A 20,674-nucleotide genomic window follows, 5' to 3' on the forward strand; every position below is an offset into this window, starting at 1 on the left:
TTATTGGATTACTTGATAAAATCTTCTCTCATTGGTGTAAAAACATCAATCAGCGTACCTGCTTCTAAACAAACACAACCATGTATTGCATGCGGAGGCACATAATATCCGTCTCCTTTTCTTATGATTTTTTTCTCTTCTCCAATAGTCATTTCAAACACACCGCTGTCTACATAGGTTACCTGTACATGAAAATGTTGGTGAAGCGGACCTATAGCCCCTTTTTCAAATTTGGCTTTTACCAACATCACCTGATCATCGTAACCATATACTTTTCTCTGAACGCCATTGCCCAGATCTTCCCATTGTGTTTCTTCTTCTATCTGAAATAATTGTCCTTTTTCCATGTTTAATTTTATAAAGTCTAAAATTTGTTCTCTTGTATTAATCTGGCAAAATTTTGTTTCGCCTGGTAGTCTATTTCGTATCTGTAAGCCACATTCTTATAGCTAAAGCTGATGATTGCTTTTTTCTGATCTGAACTGATTAACTTAAGGTTACGTAACTGACTGTATGCCGATTCTACGGTTTCGTTTACAGGATCTATATTGCCATGTGTTTCGGTAATACTTACAAAAGTTTGTTCGCTGGCATTAGCTTGGGACGATAACATGAAAGCTTTACCTTCTGTAAGACTCATCTCCGGATCGTTAGCTCCTATGCTCAGCATTTTCACGTTTAACAGTTTATCACTAGTAAAGTGCGTAGTATAAAACCTTTTGTTATTTAATATGCTCACAAATCCACTCTGGTCTTTTAAACTGTTTTGAGCATTTAGCCAGATATGCTGATAGCCGTAATTATTACCTAAAGCCTGAAGGTTATTTTTATAGGCTTCTACCTTAAATGATGCATCAACCAGTTGCCCTTTATACCAAAAGGGTAAATCGTATTGATGTTCTTTATTGGCTTCTACTCTAAAAATATCTACCAATAAATCTTTATGAGCTCCTTCTATCTTAATTAAAGCAGCTGTTCTTAGCATTTTTACACCCGGGTAAGCATGGTTTTCACTTGCGCTTACAATTTGCATATTAGGTTCTGCAGAGAAGTGAATCAGATCCGGGTTATACTTTTCTGCTTCTGAAACTTTTGCATGGTAATGCGATTGCTGATCTACAACCAGCGTATTATGTGCTACGGTTTGTTTAGCCCAGCTATTGTTTTCCGGCAAATAGTGCCCCCCTCTTTTGGTTTCTATATTGATAAAACGGGAAGCTCCGTAATCAAAAAAAACTTCGCCATTGTTATCATAATAAAGGATATTCAATCTGTCGAAATGACCATGCCCCATGCCCTGCGATGCTGCTTTTAACAACAGACATTGCTGATCTTGATTGCTTCCGCTTCTTAATATCCCTAAACCGCCTTCATTACCGTTTCCTCCATCTTTAATCCACTGCGACAGATATTTGAAAGGTTGTGATTGTCCTTCGGCAATAGCTTTAGCTACTTTTAAACCGGCATCGGAAACTATCACTTTCTTTTGTTTTTGTGCTACATCTAACAAAAATGCTTCTGGCTTTATATCGGCGTAAGCCAAATTTAACCCATATACCAGTTCTATAGTTTCGTAGGTTTTATCTTTAATAGCATCATTTATCGGGAAAAACGTTCCGTCTGTATAAGTCAGCTGTAAAGATGTATTGATGGCTTTTGCCAGCAGTTGATCTCTGTATTCGAAAATCTTTAGATTGGGTTGGTAATTATTAATTGCCTTGGCAAACAACACAAACGGTAACAGGGCGTAGCGCTGGTAATAAGGCCCCTCCATATAATAACCATCTGGTGAAAAAAGTTGGTCTATCTGAGCCAGGTAACCTGCTTTTCCGTCTTTTTTCGAACCTTTTAACGCCATTTCCACGTACTCTGGTTTATTAAGTACATAACCTGTCATCCCTACTGCAGCTACATTCCAGGTTCCGTGATTGTGTATTTTGTTAAATGTGGTATAACAGTCTACAGTTAGGAATTTAAGAATAGGCATAAACAGCTTATTTTCTATAGTTGCTCTATCTTTAGGCGCAATAGCATCATAAACCATATCGTAACCTTGTATGGTATACACTTGCCAAACACAATCATTTAATGCCTGCCAGAATATTTTACCTCCCTGATGGTTTTCTTTTCTTTTGGGATGTAAGGGCCATTTTTGGTATTGTGCGGCATAGGCTAATAACATATCTTTTACATAATTTGCATATTTTATGTCTTTTGATAGTTGATAGGCTACTCCACAATTAAGAATGGTATTGTAATTTTTTTTGTGCTGTTCATGCGTAACTCCTCCTCCTCCATCAGCAGGCACAGGTACGTTTATGGCTTGTTTAATGGCTACATCAGCTTGTTGTTTTATTTCCTGATAGGATGTTTTGAGGAGCGGATATAATTCTACTCCTTCTCTTACGGCATCTACATTAGCTTTGGTAAGCATAATACTGGGATGCTGCTGAGCATAAAGACCGCCCGAAAAAAGGCAATAAAATACAATTACCACTTTTTTTAAGTAGTTCATAAACGTTGCTTCTTGAATGGTTAACTAATCTGTAGTACTTCTATCCTACTAATGAATCTGTACTTATTTCGGCTTCTAAAAAACTATTTTTACTAATCTGCCAAATCTCATCTAAATGTGCTACCATAGCATTTTCTGCCATCTCTATATCTCCACTTTCTATGGCATTATAAATATCTCTGTGCTCTTGTATAGATTTTCTTCCTCTGTCTTTACCACAAACATTATTATCTACAATGTTTTTAATTAAGTCTGGGATAATGAAAATAATCATTGATTCTAATACGGAGTTTTTTGCTGCTTTGGCTATTTTCATATGAAAAATCATATCTTCTTCTACTGCACTTTCTGCACCGCTGTTCATTTTTTTCTCATACTCTTCCATTGCCTCTTTGATTTCTCCCAAATCCTGAGCGGTTCTTCTTTCTGCCGCTAATTTTACTACAGAAAATTCTAAATGGCAACGGGCTTCTATTAAAGAATTAAAGCTGTCTTTGTTGAATTTAATAATATCAGAAATAATATTTTCGATAACACTGATACTTAACCCCGATACATAAGTACCACTTTGTGGATTGGTACGCAACAACCCATAAAACTCTAATTTTAATAGCGCTTCACGGATGTAACTTCTTCCCACTCCAAACCTTTCAGAAAGTGCCCTTTCTGATGGCAATCTATCTCCTGGCTTTAATTGCCCTGAAGTAATCAGATACTTTAGTTGTTCGATAATTTTATCTACCGGCGACTCTACTTTTATTGCTTTTATGTTTTCTATGAATGACGTCATATATTCATTTAGTTTTGGTCTACCAATTAATTGGTAGACCAAATATAATCATCATTAATGGTTATTTAAAATATATTTCATTTTATTATTTTCTGACGGTAAACATCTTTTTCTGATTGATAGGAAATGATATAAACTCCCTTAGTCAACTGAGGGGTTTCTATCCTATACTTATTATTTCCCTGTACCACATCTATTATTTTGGATGCTAATACTTTGCCGTCAACAGCATATACGGTTACTTTAGCTTTTTCACTGCTATAGGCGTTTTTCCAAAAATCAATGGCATAAGAATTATCAGAGGCTATCACCGTAAAGTAATTCTCTAAATTATTTATCGTAATAACTTTAGGATCATAAACTCTGGACTTGCCATCGGTATCATATTGTACCAGTCTGTAATAAGCTGTTCCTTGCAGCGGCTGCTCATCCAGATAAGTGTATTGTGTAAGTACATTGCTGTCGCCTACTGCATATTTTCTACCCAGCACCTTAAATTCTTTTGCATCGGCAGATCTTTCTATTTCGAAATAGGAATTGTTTTGCTCTGATGCCGTTGACCAAATTATGTTTACCTTATTACCTTGTTTCTTAAGATCAAAGGAAACTAATTGCACCGGCAAAACACCTATTTTGCCTACAGATAAAGGCCCAAAATCTGTTAAGGTGACGGTAGCTGTATTTTGACTACTATTGCCTGTTCCCATGTACTCAGAATAACTACCATCTTTAAACACAGAAACTCCAATTTCGGCATTTGTTAATGATGCAAAGTTTGCACCTTCCAGATTGTCCTGCCATCCTAAAGTAGCTATACAATTACCGCTACCACTGGTTCTTTTAACATTCCAGATAGCATTTACCAAATTACTTTTTAATGTATTGCTTAATGCTGTTCCGTTTGATGTAGCATCTTCCGTTATACCTTCAAACACGTTAAGTTCAAAATCTGATGATGTGATTGGATTTAATGTAACAGGAAGGTAATTTGATGCAGATCCCAGTGGAATTGTTTTAGTTGTTGATAACCCATTTATTTTTAATATCCCAGCATCAGCACCATTTGTTAGTGTTGCTATATAACTTGTCGTACTCCCCCCAACAATAGCTATATTACCTGCAGACAGGGCTACCTCAGAGGTTGATGGTATAATTAATTTACCGCTTGTTAACTTCAATTGATCTGCAATTGTCACCATTGAATTAGCTAAAACCTCTACCCCATCTGTTGCTGCTATTTCCAACTTATGGTAAGCATTAAGAGATACTGCCGGATTTGTAGAGGCAGCTGAGGTTAATAAAGTCTGAGATTGTCCGTTATAAACTATAGTACCATGATTAATATAAGCACTAAAATTGAAAGCTGGTGCAGTACTTTTAAGAATTAAAGTCCCTCCTTCTTCTATTTCTAACTTACCACTTGGATTAATAGGATTTGAAAAATTAGAAGCCATAAGGGATGCTATTCCATTTTTTTCAAACTGCACAATAGCTCCGTTTTTAAGGGTAAAATCACCAGAACCTGAGGTAGAACCTATAGCAAATCTATCAAGGTTTATTACTTTACCACTAGAAATCGTTAATCCTCTAAATTTCATCCCTACTTCTAATCTAACTTCAGCATCAGCATTTAATGCAAACTCTCCATAACATACTGTACCATTAGAATTCCATTCTCCTGTATTGGTTATAATTCTGTTACCTCCAACAAATCTCAATACACCCGCTGTAGACGAGTTTACAAACATACTAGCATTAGTTACGGTACTACTGGTCTGGTCGGTATAAAAAACGTCATCAGTTGCTCCAGTTACAGGAGTTTTAGTAATAACATACACTCTAACCTTCCCTCCTACATTTAATCTGTTAACACCTAATTGAACAGAACCGTATGTACTTCCTTTATATCCAAAGTGTAAATCTTTACAATAAACATCCGATCCATCTATAATAACCGAGTGTCCGGACTGCAAGTAAACATTATTGTTTATTGTAGGTTCAACCGATGCAGGTGACCAGGCACCTCCATTACGTACTTCCCAGGTAGCTGGTGTTTTCCAGTTTCCGTTTGAAACTGTACGGTAATCACCATCTGTTTCTATTTGCGCAAAAGCACCACTCACTCCTGTGAGTATCAATAATGCAAAAAGTAGTTTTTTCATCATACTGAGTTTTATAATTGATTATTAAAAATGTGGGTATCTAAAAAGCCGGGTGGAACGTTATTGCGAGGAATAGAAGTAGTTTCATAATATCAAAACATACATTATATGATTATTCCCTCTCCGCAATAACGCATTTTTCAAACCTTTATTAACCTTTTAAATAGCCTTTATCATTATATTTATATCTTATAAATTGCTATTGATTTCTAGATTATCCAGCCACGCTTTAGACATTGTATCATTGCCTTTTGGGGTAACACCATACACAAGAAAACCACTTAAACTATTTCCTGCGGTTAAACCTCCTGTAACAAACTGTTCTGCAATACGCTTTCCGTTTATCCAAACATGGTAGGTTCCTACTGGCAATATCTGCTCGCTCTCTTTACTGTATTTCTTCTCTTCTGTTGAATTATTACTATAGATTTCTATTAAATAATCGGTACCTTTTAAAAGACCTACACCTTTTACCATAGACCATTTATTACCGTTTCGGGTATAAAAGTTAAGCTCATTGGCTTCAGATACATTCAATCTAAGCCCCACAAAAATCTCTGTTGATGTTTCTTTAACCCCACTATTACCCTGAAAAATATCATCAGAATTTGCAGACACTCCATTAGCAAACACCCATTGGCCTGTACCAGCCTTATCTATTTTAAAATTAAAGCTGGTTTTATTTACTGCCCCAGTATTTAAATTGTATAAGGAAAACTTGCTGGTAGTAGTACCTGCAACAATTTCTAAGGCACTCTCTTTAATAAAATCCGCTCCTTTTTTTACTAAATTAAAAGCTCCCGATCCATCCGAAGCCGTTCTTACCCTGGCTTTAATTGCTTTGTTTTCTGTAACTTTTGGTAAAAATGAAATAGAAGAAGCACCCGGATTAGGATTAAATGAAGCCTCTTTATCACCAAAGTCATACTTGATTAATGAGTTTTGAGCATGAACCGAATATCCCCAAAAAAATGTCGTTAAAGTGACTACCAAAAAAACTTTCATCATTTTTATTATTTTAAGAGTTATAATTCTGTTATATTAAAGTCGTTAAACCAAACTGTTTCATCTCTTAACATCTGCGGATTCAACAAACTTCTGTATATTCCCCATTTCGGACGACAAGAACTTGTTCCTGTACGCCACAAGTCTAAATCAGTATAGGTCGCATCCAGCAATATCTTTCCGTCTTTTATTCTTTTTATTGAAATTTTATAACTTCCGTGAGTAGCAAATTTTATCTGCTCATTAACCTCTACCCAGTTTCCTTTAAAATCTGCCAGAGCAATAGTATTTTTAGTCACAGCCTGCCCATTATCACCGGTATGTATCAATTGCATAATATCTCCACCAGATTTATACCGGGCGGTAAGCGTAATAATGGGCAGCGAGGCATTCCCATCAATGGGTTTTATCTGATGCAGGTGCGTAAAATTGGAGGATGGTTTAAAACCTCCATCTAATTTAAATTTCCATGAATAATTTACTGTTTCATTTAAAGTTGCTTTTAAACTATCCGGCGATTTATCGTAAGTTTTTATTTCGTTTCGTTGTCTGTCAGAATCTGTTCCTCTGTCATTATCAGGTGTTACATGAATATGAAAAGCAAAAACATAGCTATTTAAATCAGTATCAAAAACTTGCGTAATATGCTTCCCAAAGGCCGGATGGCTAACATCCGGAGCCTCTACAACATCTCCCGTCCCCCCTAACACACTATTTATTAAAGCATAAGCATCTCCTGTACCTGTTGCACTTAAGGTAACTCCTTTACCTGCTGTAACAGGCAATGTTTCTTCCTGCTTAGGCGGAATGGTAGTTTCTTCTTTTTTAACTTCTGTGCTTCCTTTACAAGCATGCAAAGCACACACGATAACGAGTAAATATTTAGCATTCATATTGGTATACCAATTATTGGTTAACCAAATATAGCTATTTACTTTGGTTAACCAAATTATAAGTCATGTATTTTTGGTGGTGAATAAATTTAAAACCTACTGATTATGAACAGGTCTGAAAATCTTAAACAATTGGTCGTAAAATCTTAACAAAGTCAAAAAACAAATTATTACGGTCATCTAAACAGAAAAGATTAAATTCGCATGAAACAAAATATCAGCAATTGAACAGTCCTATATATGTCACTAAGTTTTCCGGAGAACGAGTAGAGTTCAAACCTGAAAGTCTTATAAATTCATTATCCAAATCAGGTGCCTCGCCCCAACAGGTAAATACTGTTTTTAATGAAATGCAAAAACATATTTATAATGGCATTACTACCAGACAGCTTTACCAGATTGCTTTTAAACTTTTAAAACAGCAACGTAATGTATTTGCTGCCCGTTATAGTCTAAAAAAAGCATTAAGAGATTTAGGACCTGCGGGTTATTATTTTGAAAGATGGGTAGCCAAACTTTTTCATCATTACGGATACAAAACTTTAACCGGACAGGTTTTGCAAGGAAAGGCAGTTACGCATGAGGTTGACGTTGTAGCACAAAAAGACGATAAACTAATTTTTGCCGAGTGCAAGTTCAGAAATACAGTTGATGCTAAAATAAGTGTTACCAATCCTATGTATTTCCTTTCACGGGTTAAAGATTTGAGCAATAAACCATTTAGCTTTTTTGGAAGTGAACAACATTTAAGTGAAGGCTGGTTAATAAGTAATGCCTACCTTACAAAAGATGCCATTAGCTTTGCTGAATGTTACGACATCAAACTCATGGCCTGGGACTATCCTCCTGAAAAGAGTATTAAATACCGTGTAGACCTGGGTGCTTTATATCCGGTTACCTGTTTAACAACTTTAACCATTGCCGAAAAAGAGACGCTTTTAAAAAACAATTGCATTTTGGTAAAGGACATTTTAGATAGAAAGAAATACCTGCAATTGCTGAAGGTTTCGCAGAAAAAAACAGATCGTATTTTAAAAGAAGCAGAAGAGCTGGTGAATTTAACATCAGCCAATAATGAGGAATAACATGCATAACAATATAAAGAATATCATATTTGATTACGGAAACGTCATTTTTGATATAGATTTTAGCAAAGCACAAAAGGCTTTTCAGGATTTGGGTGTACCCGATGCAGCCATTTTTTTTGGACATAAGGCACAAAATGAAATTTTTGACCGTTTTGATAAAGGAGAATTATCTGCTCAGGAATGGAGAAACGAAATCAGGGAGCTGATTGGAGACAGCGTAAGCTTAAGCGATCAGCAAATTGACGATGCATGGAATGCTTTATTATTAGGCGTACCTAGCGGTAACCACGAGCTATTATTAAAAATTAAAGAAAGATATAACACTTTTTTGTTGAGTAATAACAACGAAATCCATTATCAATGGATTATGGATTATCTGAAAAGAGATTTTCAGCTGAATGATAATTCTTCCTTTTTTAATAAAGACTACTATTCTCACCTGATGGGCATGAGAAAACCTAATACTGATATTTTCGAATTTGTACTGGACACCCATCAACTAATCCCTGAAGAAACCCTGTTTATAGACGATAGTCCGCAACATTTGGAAACAGCCAGAAAATTGGGGTTACAAACGTATTTGATGACCAAACCAGATAATCTGCAAAACTACTTTAAGTCCAATAACTTATTAAAATAAACTCAAATTTCTGACTATCGCCAAGGCTTTTTTTGTAATATTGCAGCAATGATTGAATTTGAATTAAATAGCGATTTTATCCCTATGATACAGCTTTTGAAAGTTACCGATTTGGTAATGTCTGGTGGTGAAGCACAAGCAGTTGTAGAACAGGGTCTGGTTAAATATAATGGCAACGTTGATTACAGAAAAAGATTGAAAGTAAAAAAAGGCGACATTGTAGAGTTTAACAAACAAACAATTAAAATAGTATGAATCACATCGTAAGCAGTGGCTACAATATATATTTCGACAATACGTTAACATCCCTAACGCAGTTTTTATCAGAGAACAGCTATTCTAAAATATTTATCATCACAGATGAAAACACAGGAAAATACTGCTTACCGGTGTTACAGGAAAAACTTCCTCAGCTAGATAAATTTGATATTATAGAAATCCCTTACGGCGAAGAAAATAAAAATATTGACTTCTGCATAGGGATATGGAAAATGTTACTGGATTTTGAAGCCGACAGAAATGCATTGGTGATTAATCTGGGTGGCGGTGTGGTTACAGATATGGGAAGCTTTGCCGCTTCTACCTATAAACGTGGTATAGATTTTCTGCAAATTCCTACTACTCTTTTGTCGCAGGTAGATGCTTCGGTAGGTGGAAAAACAGGAATAGATATCGATAGTGTAAAAAACATTATAGGTACATTTACACAGCCAAAAATAGTTATTATCAGTGATGACTTCTTAAAAACATTACCTCAGGTACAACTGGTATCTGGCTTTGCTGAAGTTATTAAACACGGTATTATTGCAGATGAAAACTACTACAAGGAAGTAGTACAATTAAATGATCCTAAAGAAATCAGCAGTCAGCAAATACAAAGATCTATAGAGATCAAGAATAAAGTAGTATTGGAAGATCCTTTTGAGAAAGGACTCAGAAAAATATTAAACTTTGGACATACTATTGGTCACGCCGTAGAGTCGTGGTCGCTGGATAACGACAGTAAACCATTAACCCATGGCGAGGCTATAGCTATAGGTATGATATGTGAAACCTACATGGCTTTTAAACTGGGTATGTTGCCTGAAAGCGATTTAGATAAAATACGTCAGGATATTTTCAAGTTTTTTGAAAAATATACATTAAGGGCAGACATCTACGATACTTTATTAGAGATTATGCAACACGATAAGAAAAACGTTTCTGGAAAGATAAACTTTTCGTTGCCTGACCGAATAGGAAATTGTAAGTTCAATATAATAGTAGACAATGAGCTAATTAAACAAAGTCTTGATTACTACAGAGAGTTGTAGGTTTAAAATATCAGAGATAGCGCCAAACATACATTGGCGCTATTTTTTTATCCAGAAAAGATTCTTTTCAATTTTAATAAAAATTCAAAGGTTTTTAACTCCGTTTTTTTGATTGGTTAACTCCTATTCAAAACAAACCATATCAACTGATTTAATAAATAAAAGGATTTTGATAGTTTAAAATAACATTTCTTAACATTTACTGTTATCAGTTTTTAAGATTTAAAATGCATTTTTAATAGTCAAAAATTCAATGTAAAACAATATCTTTTTCTCATCTTTATAGCTATGTTTAAAGAGATTCATAACCGCTTCTTAAGATATTCTGCAATAGTAATCTATTTTATCGTTCTGTTTTTTTGTGCTTTAGAGCTCAATTTTCTGGGCTTATTTGGGTATTCGCCCACTAAAAAAGATATCAGAACCCCTTCATTAAGCATATCATCAGAAGTGTATACTGCCGATGGTAAACTTATAGGGCGTTATTACAAAGAAAACCGTACTCCTGTTACTTTTAATGAAATAGATAAATCAATTGTGAATGCTTTAATAGCAACAGAAGATGTTAGGTTCTATAAACATTCGGGAGTAGACTTTTACTCTATTGCATCGGGGATATTTTCGACCATCAGCGGCGATAAACGTGGTGGAAGCACTATTACCCAGCAATTAGCTAAAAATCTGTATCGTACCAGAAACAATAAATCACAAGGTTTTGTAAAACACATTCCGGTAGCCCGTACACTCATATCTAAATTAAAAGAGTGGATGACTTCCTATAAACTTGAGGCCAATTATTCTAAAGACGATATTTTAACCATGTACCTGAATACGGTACCTTTTGGAAATAACTCATACGGAATAAATACCGCAGCAAAACATTATTTTGATAAATCAGTTAATGATATCAACGTAGAAGAAGCAGCTTTATTAATAGGCATGCTCAAAGCAACATCAACCTATAATCCCATTAAAAACCCTAAAAAAGCATTAGAAAGAAGAAATGTTGTGCTGTCACAAATGAACAAATATGATTTTTTAGGTAATGATGATTATAAAAAAGCCATAGCCACTCCTATTCATCTTAAACTAGGGAAAGACAATGATAAAAACGAGGGCGACTCTTATTTAAGATCCGCTGTAGCCAAATGGCTGGAGAAATGGTGCGAAGACAATGATTATGATCTGTATGAAGATGGTCTAAAAATTTATACCACCATAGATTCTAAGCTTCAGGGTTATGCAGAAGAAGCTGTTGCAGAACAGATGAAAATATTACAAAAACGCTTCTATAATTCATGGGGAAAAGAAATTCCCTGGCGTGATTCTGAAGGGAAAGTAATAGAAAACTTTGTTACAAGCAACTTGCAACGTCTCCCCTGGTTTGCCGGGCTAAAAAAGAAATATGCTAACCAGCCAGACTCATTAGATGCCTATCTTAACAAAAAGAAAAAAATGGTAGTATTTGATTGGGATGGCGATAAAGAAGTAGAGTTTTCTACCATAGATTCTATAGAATATTACGCTAAAATATTAAATACAGGAATGATGACACTGGATCCGTTCAGTGGAAAAATAAAAGTTTGGATTGGAGGAGATAACCATCATTACTTTAAATACGATCACGTAAAACAAGCTAAAAGACAAGCAGGATCTACCTTTAAACCCTTTGCTTATCTGGCAGCTCTGGAAAGCGGAATGACCCCCTGTGATAAATTTGTAGACAAACCCGTTAAAATTGAATATACCTTAAACAACAAAAAAGAAGTTTGGGAGCCTAAAAATGCCAGCTGGCATTTCTCCTATCAGGAAATGTCGTTAAGATGGGCTATGGCAAGATCTGTAAATTCTATTACTGCACAGATTACCGAACAGGTTGGCTGGGACAAAGTAGTAGAATACGCTCATAAATGTGGTATAGAAAGCCCTTTGCAATCAGTACCTTCTGTAAGTTTAGGCTCCAATGATGTGAGTGTTTTCGAAATGGTAAGAGCCTACGGAACTTTTTTGAATGAGGGTAAAAAAGTAGACCCTATTCTGGTAGAGAAAATAACCGATTTTGATGGTAACCTTATAGAAACATTTAAAGCCAAACAAGAAAGAGTACTGAGCGAAGAAATGGCATGGCTAATGCTTTATATGTTTAGAGGTGGAATGGAAGAACCAGGAGGTACTTCTCAAGCATTATGGGCATGGGATCTCTTTAAAAACAACAATCAGATTGGCGGAAAAACAGGGACCTCATCTGATTATGTTGATGGTTGGTATATGGGTATTACCAAAGATTTGGTGACAGGAGTTTGGGTAGGTGCTGATGACAGAACCGTTCATTTCCGAAACTCCGAAACGGGGGAAGGTTCCAGAACTGCGCTTCCTATTTTCGCAAAGTTTATGGAAAAAGTGTATAAAGACCCTTCTACCGGTATTACGCAAGGGCCCTTCCCTAAACCAAAAGTAGAAATCACCAAAACTTATAACTGCCCCAGCCCGCGTATTGTTGTTGATACCGCAACAGTTGATAGTTTAGAAACAGATTCTCTGGGAAATATGTTAGATTTGGAGAATGCGCCCGAATCCAAAGAAAATACAAACGATAACGAGCATACATCTAATAACGAAATAAAAAAATCTGTGAACAAACAAAACAATGAAGACCCACAAAACAAAGCCTTACAAGGGCAAGAAGCTAAGCCTTTGAGCCGAAAAGAAGAAAGACAGCTAAAAAGACAATTAAGAAAACAGAAGAATAATAACGATCAATAAAAAATAAGCCTGATGAACGTAACATTGAAAAATATTATTTTTAAATCTTCAATAGCCCTTGTTGCTATTGGTTTATCAGTATTTGGCCAAACAGCAAAAGCACAATACTTTGGGCAAAATAAAGTCCGTTATAAAAACCTTAAATTTCAGGTTTACGAAACCCCTCACTTTCATTTGTATTACTATACAAAAAATGACAGTGTGATAAAAAACTTTGCAAAAGAAAGTGAAGCCTGGTACGCCCTGCATCAACAGATTTTCAGAGATACATTCAGAAAACCTAACCCCATTATACTCTACGGAAACTCACCAGAATTCCAACAAACTACCATTATAGACGGAGAAATTGGAGTAGGAACGGGCGGTGTTACCGAAGGAATGAAAAACAGGGTATTTATGCCTTTACAGGAAATTAATTTCCAAACCAGACACGTATTGGGTCACGAGTTGGTACACGCCTTCCAGTACCACACTTTAATTGAAAACGACTCTACAGAATTACAAAATATCGGAAATATTCCGTTATGGATGGTAGAGGGTATGGCAGAATATCTTTCTTTGGGAAAAGTAGATGCCAATACAGCCATGTGGATGCGCGATGCCGTATTGAATAAAGATATTCCTTCTTTAAGAGATCTTACCGAAAACAGCAAATATTTCCCTTACAGGTATGGGCAGGCTTTTTGGGCATTCATAGGCTCAACCTACGGAGATACTACAATTATGCCTTTCTTTAAATCTACCGCCAAATTCGGTTATGAAATGGCAATCAGACGTACCTTTGGTTATGATGAAAGAACCCTTTCCAGTTTATGGAAAAGTGCATTGGAGAACACTTACAAGCCCATGCTAAAAGACTCATCGCAAACGACGCCTATCGGAAACAAACTGATAGACAATGTAAATGGCGGTGAAATGAACGTAGCTCCCGCTATTAGCCCTGACGGAAAATATATTGCATTTTTATCAGAAAAAGACCTCTTTTCTATTGATCTGTTTTTAGCAGATGCCAAAACAGGAAAAATCATTAAAAAATTAACATCACGTACCAAGAATGGCCATATAGATGAGTTTAACTTTATAGAATCTGCTGGAGCCTGGTCGCCTGATGGAAAGCAATTTGCATTTAGTGCTTTTAGTAAAGGTAGAAATCAATTAATAATTATAGATATTGCCAACGGAAAATCTGTATTGGAAAAAGCCATGGGCGATGTGGAACAATTTGGTAACCTTACCTGGTCTCCAAATGGCAAAGACATTGCCTTTACCGGTTTACAACATGGACAGAGTGATATTTTTAGTTATAACTTAGATACCGATCAGGTTACACAGTTAACCAACGATAAATACACCGATTTTCAACCATCCTATTCGTCTGATGGAACTAAAATTGTATTTTCTACAGACAGACTTGATCTGGATAAGGGCTTAAGCTCCTATATATCTATGAATCTTGCGGTATTAGATATTGCTTCTAAAACTGTAAAAAATATAAACATATTTCCGGGTGCAAACAACTTTAACCCTGTGTATGACTCCAAAGACAATCACATCTATTTTTTATCTAACAGAGATGGTTTCAGAAATCTTTATAAATACCGTATTGCAGATGAATCCATTTCACAACTTACCGACTATTTCACAGGGATAAGTGGTATTACAGAGAACTCACCTGCTTTAAGTATTTCTAAAAACGACGAGATTGTTTATTCTTATTATCGTTCGCAACGCTATACATTGTACAATGCCAATGCAAGTGATTTTAAAGAACAATCTAAAACAGTATCTTCTGACCATGTAGATTTAACCGCTGCTACACTTCCTCCTTTTAAATATGTAGGAGTAGATATTGTTAACAAAAACCTTCAGAACTTCTTAGCTTACGACGATACTCCTGCCAGTAGTATACAGCATATTCCCTACAAACCGCAGTTTAAATTAGATTATATTGCCAGTAATGGAGTTGGTGTATCAGCAAGTAGATTTGGAACCGGTATGTCATCCGGAGTACAAGCTATATTCAGTGATATCCTGAACACCAATCAAATATTTGCGGCAGCATCTGTGAATGGAGAAATTTATGATTTGGGCGCTCAGTTAGCCTATATCAATCAGGAAAGCAGGTGGAACTGGGGTGGGGCTATCTCTCATATCCCATACCAAACAGGAACTTATGGCGCTAAGCTCTCTACTTTAAACGGACAAAATAATACTCAGTATCCTGTTTATGAAGAATACATAGACATTATTAGAATCTTTGAAGAGTCGGCACAAGCTTTTACACTTTATCCGTTTAATAAAACAACCCGCGTTGAATTTGGAACAGGTATTTCGCGCTACTCCTACCGGGTAGACCGTTACAGCACTTATTATGATTATACTACAATTAATGGTGCTATATATCCTACCTATGCCATACGTCAGGACAAACGAAAAATATCAAAAGAAGAATATGCTGCCACCAGCAGGTACAGTTTAAACCCATTTACTGTATTCCAGGTTAATACAGCCCTTGTCGGAGATAACTCCTATTTTGGTGTTGCGGCCCCATTAGGCGGTTACAGATATAAAATAGGGATTGAGCAAAACTTTGGTAGCTATACTTATACTTCACCTACCATTGACCTTAGAAAATACATCAGGGTAAAACCTGTTACGTTTGCAGGTAGATTATATGGATATGGCCGATTAGGTGACGTAAATCAGCAATTGTACCCTTTATACATTGGTTATCCCTATTTAATAAGAGGTTTTGAAGCTGTAAGCTTTTACAATGGAAATAATGGTGAAAATGGATTTAATATTAACCAGTTAATGGGTAATCGTATTGCTGTAGCTAATTTAGAGATGAGGTTACCTTTTACCGGACCGGAGAAATTGGCTGCCGTACCTTCCAAATTTCTATTTTCTGACCTGAACTTGTTTTTTGATGCTGGTTTAGCCTGGGATAAAGGCGAAAAAGTTAAATTCGGTAAACTTGCTCCCGGAGTTATAGGAAAAGACAATGACGGAGTACCTATTTATGAGGATGTGAAAGTACCTGTATATAGCGTTGGGGTTTCTGCCAGAGTAAACATTTTTGGTTACTTCGTATTAGAACCTTATTTAGCCTGGCCATTTAACAGAACAGAAGTTAAAAAACCTGTAGTTGGTTTAGGTTTCGCTCCTGGTTGGTAATAGAGAAAATCATAAAATCAAAAAAGGATGCTTTTGTAACAAAAGCATCCTTTTTTGATAGGATAAATATCATCTCTTATTTACTCCCGTTATATGCTCTCAGCATCCAGCTTGTTTTCTCCTGAAATTTCACAAAACCTGTAATCATATCCGCTGTCCCCTCATCATTTGTAGTTTCTGCAGAAGCAGTTTCTATAATCTCTCTTTCAAGCTCTAACAATATCTTATAATCGTCCAGAATAGCCTCAACCATTTTACGTGGCTCTAGGCCTTCAGTCTCAATTTCTTTAATTTTAGAGACCTTAATATAGTTTGCATAAGTACTATGCGGAGATTTACCCAAAGTCAACACACGTTCAGCTATTTCATCAATTGTAAGTTGTGCATTATTGTACAGTTCTTCAAATTTAAGGTGTAATGTAAAAAAGTCATTTCCTTTTACATCCCAGTGGCATCCTCTCAATTTTTGATAATGAATTTGGTAATTAGCCAATAAATCGTTCAACAAGTCTACCAATTCAACCACCTTTTTTGAGTCTAAACCAATTTTGTTTGTTGCCATGTTATAATCATTTAAAAATTTACGAATCCTTTTTCCTTACTATAACATTATAGTTTTCTATTTTGTTCACTATAATCTCCTCTCCTTTTTCAATATAACCGTCATATGACAAAGCCTCGTACCATGTATCATCTATGTCTATTTTTCCTGATGGACGTAAGGCTGTTTTAGCTATACCTACTTTTCCAACCAATTCTTGTGCCGGTTTATTAATTTGGTAGCCTTTATTTGAATTTTGTTCATCCTGAAGTACCAAACGTTTAAAAGCTTTAGATTTAAGTATACTTCCTCCAAAAATAACAGACAGGGTAATAGATACTACTATAGAACCAATTACCAGTAAAAAAGCATTCACCAATCTTTCTCCGGCAGTAACATTAAAATCAAAAAAGTCATTCAGCACCAAGCTCAAAGCCAGGCCACTGATCATAAAAGCAATTCCCAAAATACCAAAGATTCCAAATCCCGGTATAAAAAATATCTCCAGTATAAGTAAAACCACCCCTATTATAAATAGGGCTATCTCCCAGTTTTCTGCCATACCCTCCAGATAAAGCGGTGCAAAAAACAATAATGCTGCTATAATAGAAACTATAAGAGGAAAACCTACTCCCGGCGTTTGCAATTCAAAATACAAGCCACCTATAATCAGCAATATCAGAATACCGCTTACCATAGGAAGCAGCAAAAAACCAATAGCCTTATCTGTTAGGGTAGGCATAAAAGTTTCTATATGTGCATTTTCTATGCCTTCTTTTATTAAAATATCTTTTACAGAATTAGCCTCTCCGTCACAATAATTATTAGCTATTGCTTCCGATGTAGTAAAAGTTAACACCTTACCTTTTGGTTTAACATTAGGTATTTCCAGATCAGGATCAACAAAACCTTCTGCTATTTTAGGATCCCGTCCTTTACTTTCAGCCGTTGTCCGCATTAAGCCCCGCATATAAGACTGATATTTTTCCGGTAATATTTCGCCACTATTATTAACCACACTAGCCGCACCAATACTTGCTCCCTTATGCATATAAATTTTATCGCAGGCAATAGAGATTAAAGCTCCCGCAGAAGCAGCATTATTATTGATGAATACAATAGTTTTCATAGGTGCGTTTAACAATACCGATCTGATAGAATCAGCATAATCTAACATTCCACCAAAAGTATTCATATTAATCAGGAGGATATCCGCCTTATATTCTTCGGCATGAGATACTGCTTTTTTTGTAGACCGCCAGCTAGAGGGATTAATCTCGTCTTTAATATCGAACTGATAAACCCTTGTCTGTGCCATTAAGGCTGTTTGAGAAAATAAAAAGAAAATAAGGTAAAATATCCTTTTCATATTTTATATTTTTGGAGATATATGTCCAATAAAGATACGTTAAAGCATTTGTTCTCTGAAACGGTAAAGGGAATTATATGGAAAATTGTTCTTGATGACCAAAATGAGATCTTATTGTTAGAATCACGTACTGAGGATAAACAAACACTTTTTTATGGTTTCGACCTTAAAAATCAAAAGCTATTATTTAAGGAGCTACAACTTGAAGAAAAATGGTTCATTAGCCTGGAAGGTATTATTAATGGCGTCGCTGTTTTTCAGGGCTATGAAAATGAATTTTCACCTCTTAAAAAAGGAATCATCGCTTACGACACCAAAGAGTCTAAAATCTTATGGCAAAACTACACTTACACATGCGAACGTATAACAAATAGTGGCATTATTGCCTATAATTCAAAAATACAACCTAAAAAAACAGAATTACTGGAAACAGAAACAGGATTGTTACTAAAATCTATCAGACAAGAAGATTTACCCGCCTATTCTGTACTTTCAAATAGTATTTATAATCCTTCGATTATTTTTGGAGAAAACATTCAGGAAACCCGTCATCAGTTGATATTAGGTAACTTACAAGTAATTGCTTCGTATGAAAGAGAAGAAGAATCACTTAATCAATACCTTGAAGTGTACCAAAACGAAGAAATTATTTTTAGAGATAAAATCCAATCCGATATACAAAAGATAGCCCCTGATACGTTCTTTATATGGATCGGTAAACTGGTTTACATCAGGAACAAATCGGAAATTGTGAGTTATTTATTATAATTGTAAACTTTTACAGAGAAGAAATTCATAAATGAAACTTAAAAACATTCTATTAATTGCACTTTCTATTTCGTCTTATTCTGCTCTGGCATCTTCAGTTAGAGACTCTATCGGAATAGAAAACCTTTCTGGAAAGAAGATTATCCTTCATAAAGTAGAGCCTAAAGAGACATACTATTCTCTATCCAGACGATACAATGTTCCACCAAAGAGCATTATGGACTTTAACAGCAATGTACCCTTATCTATTGGTTCAGTTGTTAAGGTGCCTACAAGCATAGACTTTAAAGAGCGTAAACCCATAGTTTTCAATGATAATCCGCCCTCGTCTTCTTCAACTGCAAACACTGGTTCCAAAACTGGAGATAAAAGGGAAAGTACACACGTAGTACAGGCTAAAGAAACACTATACGGTATTGCCAGTAAATATAACATGAGGGTTGATGACCTTAAACTGTTAAACAATCTTACCGGAAATAATCTTTCTGTCGGTCAAACGTTGAAAGTGCTGATAAACGACACGGTAAGCTCAAAACCGGAAGTAATTACCAATAACGAAGGCAAGCCGGAAGTAGTAAAACCAAAACCGGTTCCCCCTCCTGTAACAACTCCGCCTGCTTCAAGCACTAATAATCCATCTAAAATAAGATATGTAGATTCTACCGACTCAGGTGAAAACTTACAGATTCCTAAAAACAGATATGGTATTACTGAAAAAAACGAGAGAGGTGTTGCTGTATGGATTAACGATGAAAATTTAGATAATACTAAAAGCTACGCTCTCCACAGCATTGCCCCTATAGGAACGATTATAAAAATATCTAACCCGATGACCAACAGAAGCGTATTTGCTAAAGTTGTAGGAAAATACACCGAAAATGAAACCACTAAAGACGTTATTATTGTAATCAACAAGGCTGTTGCCGATGCGTTGGGAGCTTTAGATAAACGTTTTTTAGTCAATATCACTTACGGTTTACCTAATGACAGATAAACCTTTTGTTGTTGGTGTTGCCGGAGGTAGCGGTTCAGGAAAGACATTTTTTCTGAACTGCTTCTTAAACCATTTTTCTCCTGAAGAAGTTTGCCTGATATCGCAAGACGATTATTATTTTAGAGTAGGTGCAAATATGACTGCAGAAGAAAACAAACTGTATAATTTTGACCTTCCATCCTGCATTGATATCAAGAAATTTGAAACAGATATTCGTAAACTGATGAATTACGAAACTGTTTATATGGAAGAATACACCTTTAATAACAGCAATTGGAAACCTAAAATACTGGAAAACAGACCCGCCCCCATTTTAATTATCGAAGGATTGTTTATTTACCATTATCAGGCAATCAATGATTTGTTTGACTATAAAATTTTTATAGATGCGCAAACAGAAATTGCTCTGGAAAGACGTCTTAATCGTGATTTAATAGAAAGAGGATATTCAGAAGAGGATATACTTTATAAATGGTACAATCATGTACTGCCCTCTTATAACGAATATCTTTTACCACATAAAAACAACAGTAACATCATTATAGATAATTCAGTAAACAAAATAGAAAACATACTAAAAATCACCGAAGAAGTATCTGTTCAGATCAAAGAAAGGCTAAAATAAAGTAAGTTTTATTTACCGCTTTTTCCACCTT

General features: G+C 35.6%; 17 protein-coding genes. 9 read left to right on the top strand and 8 right to left on the bottom strand.

Annotated elements, in window-relative coordinates; genetic code table 11:
• Positions 1-8 precede the first annotated feature (8 nt).
• The 6 genes from ACFSAH_RS17915 to ACFSAH_RS17940 all read right to left on the bottom strand — a co-directional run bounded on the left by ACFSAH_RS17915 (position 9) and on the right by ACFSAH_RS17940 (position 7,365).
• Positions 9-347: a cupin domain-containing protein gene (locus ACFSAH_RS17915; protein ID WP_379664121.1), complete on the bottom strand. Its 339-nt coding sequence runs from the start codon at positions 345-347 to the stop codon at positions 9-11.
• A gap of 17 nt (positions 348-364) precedes the next feature.
• The gene (locus ACFSAH_RS17920) at positions 365-2,515 is read right to left on the bottom strand and encodes a heparinase II/III domain-containing protein (protein ID WP_379664122.1); all 2,151 of its coding nucleotides are present in this window, start codon (positions 2,513-2,515) and stop codon (positions 365-367) included.
• Between the two features lie 40 nt (positions 2,516-2,555).
• Positions 2,556-3,305: a FadR/GntR family transcriptional regulator gene (locus tag ACFSAH_RS17925; RefSeq protein ID WP_379664123.1), complete on the bottom strand. Its 750-nt coding sequence runs from the start codon at positions 3,303-3,305 to the stop codon at positions 2,556-2,558.
• A gap of 77 nt (positions 3,306-3,382) precedes the next feature.
• Entirely contained in the window at positions 3,383-5,470 is a 2,088-nt protein-coding gene (locus ACFSAH_RS17930) for a T9SS type A sorting domain-containing protein (protein WP_379664124.1), read from the bottom strand.
• A 186-nt stretch (positions 5,471-5,656) separates the two neighbouring features.
• Entirely contained in the window at positions 5,657-6,475 is an 819-nt protein-coding gene (locus tag ACFSAH_RS17935; protein ID WP_379664125.1) for a hypothetical protein, read from the bottom strand.
• Positions 6,476-6,492: 17 nt separating this feature from the next.
• Positions 6,493-7,365 (bottom strand): hypothetical protein, encoded by an 873-nt coding sequence (locus ACFSAH_RS17940; protein ID WP_379664126.1) that lies wholly within the window; start codon positions 7,363-7,365, stop codon positions 6,493-6,495.
• 224 nt (positions 7,366-7,589) lie between these two features.
• On the opposite strand from ACFSAH_RS17940, the gene ACFSAH_RS17945 reads away from it, so the two are divergent.
• The 6 genes from ACFSAH_RS17945 to ACFSAH_RS17970 all read left to right on the top strand — a co-directional run bounded on the left by ACFSAH_RS17945 (position 7,590) and on the right by ACFSAH_RS17970 (position 16,346).
• Positions 7,590-8,450, top strand: coding sequence for a restriction endonuclease (locus ACFSAH_RS17945; protein WP_379664127.1), 861 nt, complete (start codon positions 7,590-7,592; stop codon positions 8,448-8,450).
• A gap of 1 nt (position 8,451) precedes the next feature.
• On the top strand, positions 8,452-9,093 hold the full coding sequence (locus tag ACFSAH_RS17950; protein ID WP_379664128.1) for an HAD family hydrolase: 642 nt from the start codon (positions 8,452-8,454) through the stop codon (positions 9,091-9,093).
• A 48-nt stretch (positions 9,094-9,141) separates the two neighbouring features.
• Positions 9,142-9,348, top strand: coding sequence for an RNA-binding S4 domain-containing protein (locus tag ACFSAH_RS17955; protein WP_379664129.1), 207 nt, complete (start codon positions 9,142-9,144; stop codon positions 9,346-9,348).
• Positions 9,345-10,406 (top strand): 3-dehydroquinate synthase, encoded by a 1,062-nt coding sequence (aroB, locus tag ACFSAH_RS17960; RefSeq protein ID WP_379664130.1) that lies wholly within the window; start codon positions 9,345-9,347, stop codon positions 10,404-10,406. The genes ACFSAH_RS17955 and aroB overlap by 4 nt, the downstream gene beginning before the upstream one ends.
• A 288-nt stretch (positions 10,407-10,694) precedes the next feature.
• Positions 10,695-13,169 carry a penicillin-binding protein 1A gene (locus ACFSAH_RS17965; protein ID WP_379664131.1) on the top strand — a complete coding sequence of 825 codons (2,475 nt, stop codon included), beginning with the start codon at positions 10,695-10,697 and terminating at the stop codon, positions 13,167-13,169.
• 12 nt (positions 13,170-13,181) lie between these two features.
• Positions 13,182-16,346, top strand: a complete 3,165-nt coding sequence (locus ACFSAH_RS17970; protein WP_379664132.1) for a peptidase MA family metallohydrolase — start codon at positions 13,182-13,184, stop codon at positions 16,344-16,346.
• A 76-nt stretch (positions 16,347-16,422) separates the two neighbouring features.
• Here the strand turns inward: ACFSAH_RS17970 and ACFSAH_RS17975 are convergent, their stop codons facing one another.
• Both ACFSAH_RS17975 and ACFSAH_RS17980 read right to left on the bottom strand, forming a co-directional pair.
• On the bottom strand, positions 16,423-16,908 hold the full coding sequence (locus ACFSAH_RS17975) for a Dps family protein (protein WP_379664133.1): 486 nt from the start codon (positions 16,906-16,908) through the stop codon (positions 16,423-16,425).
• Between the two features lie 19 nt (positions 16,909-16,927).
• On the bottom strand, positions 16,928-18,256 hold the full coding sequence (locus ACFSAH_RS17980) for an NfeD family protein (protein WP_379664134.1): 1,329 nt from the start codon (positions 18,254-18,256) through the stop codon (positions 16,928-16,930).
• Positions 18,257-18,277: 21 nt separating this feature from the next.
• On the opposite strand from ACFSAH_RS17980, the gene ACFSAH_RS17985 reads away from it, so the two are divergent.
• The 3 genes from ACFSAH_RS17985 to ACFSAH_RS17995 are packed head-to-tail and all read left to right on the top strand — an operon-like array spanning position 18,278 to position 20,643.
• Positions 18,278-19,024 (top strand): DUF4905 domain-containing protein, encoded by a 747-nt coding sequence (locus tag ACFSAH_RS17985; protein WP_379664135.1) that lies wholly within the window; start codon positions 18,278-18,280, stop codon positions 19,022-19,024.
• A 31-nt stretch (positions 19,025-19,055) separates the two neighbouring features.
• Positions 19,056-20,018, top strand: coding sequence for a LysM peptidoglycan-binding domain-containing protein (locus tag ACFSAH_RS17990; protein ID WP_379664136.1), 963 nt, complete (start codon positions 19,056-19,058; stop codon positions 20,016-20,018).
• On the top strand, positions 20,008-20,643 hold the full coding sequence (locus ACFSAH_RS17995) for a uridine kinase family protein (RefSeq protein ID WP_379664137.1): 636 nt from the start codon (positions 20,008-20,010) through the stop codon (positions 20,641-20,643). Before ACFSAH_RS17990 ends, ACFSAH_RS17995 begins: the two co-directional genes overlap by 11 nt.
• Positions 20,644-20,674: the final 31 nt, after the last annotated feature.

The organism is Pseudopedobacter beijingensis (assembly GCF_042678145.1).
Taxonomy (GTDB): domain Bacteria; phylum Bacteroidota; class Bacteroidia; order Sphingobacteriales; family Sphingobacteriaceae; genus Pseudopedobacter; species Pseudopedobacter beijingensis.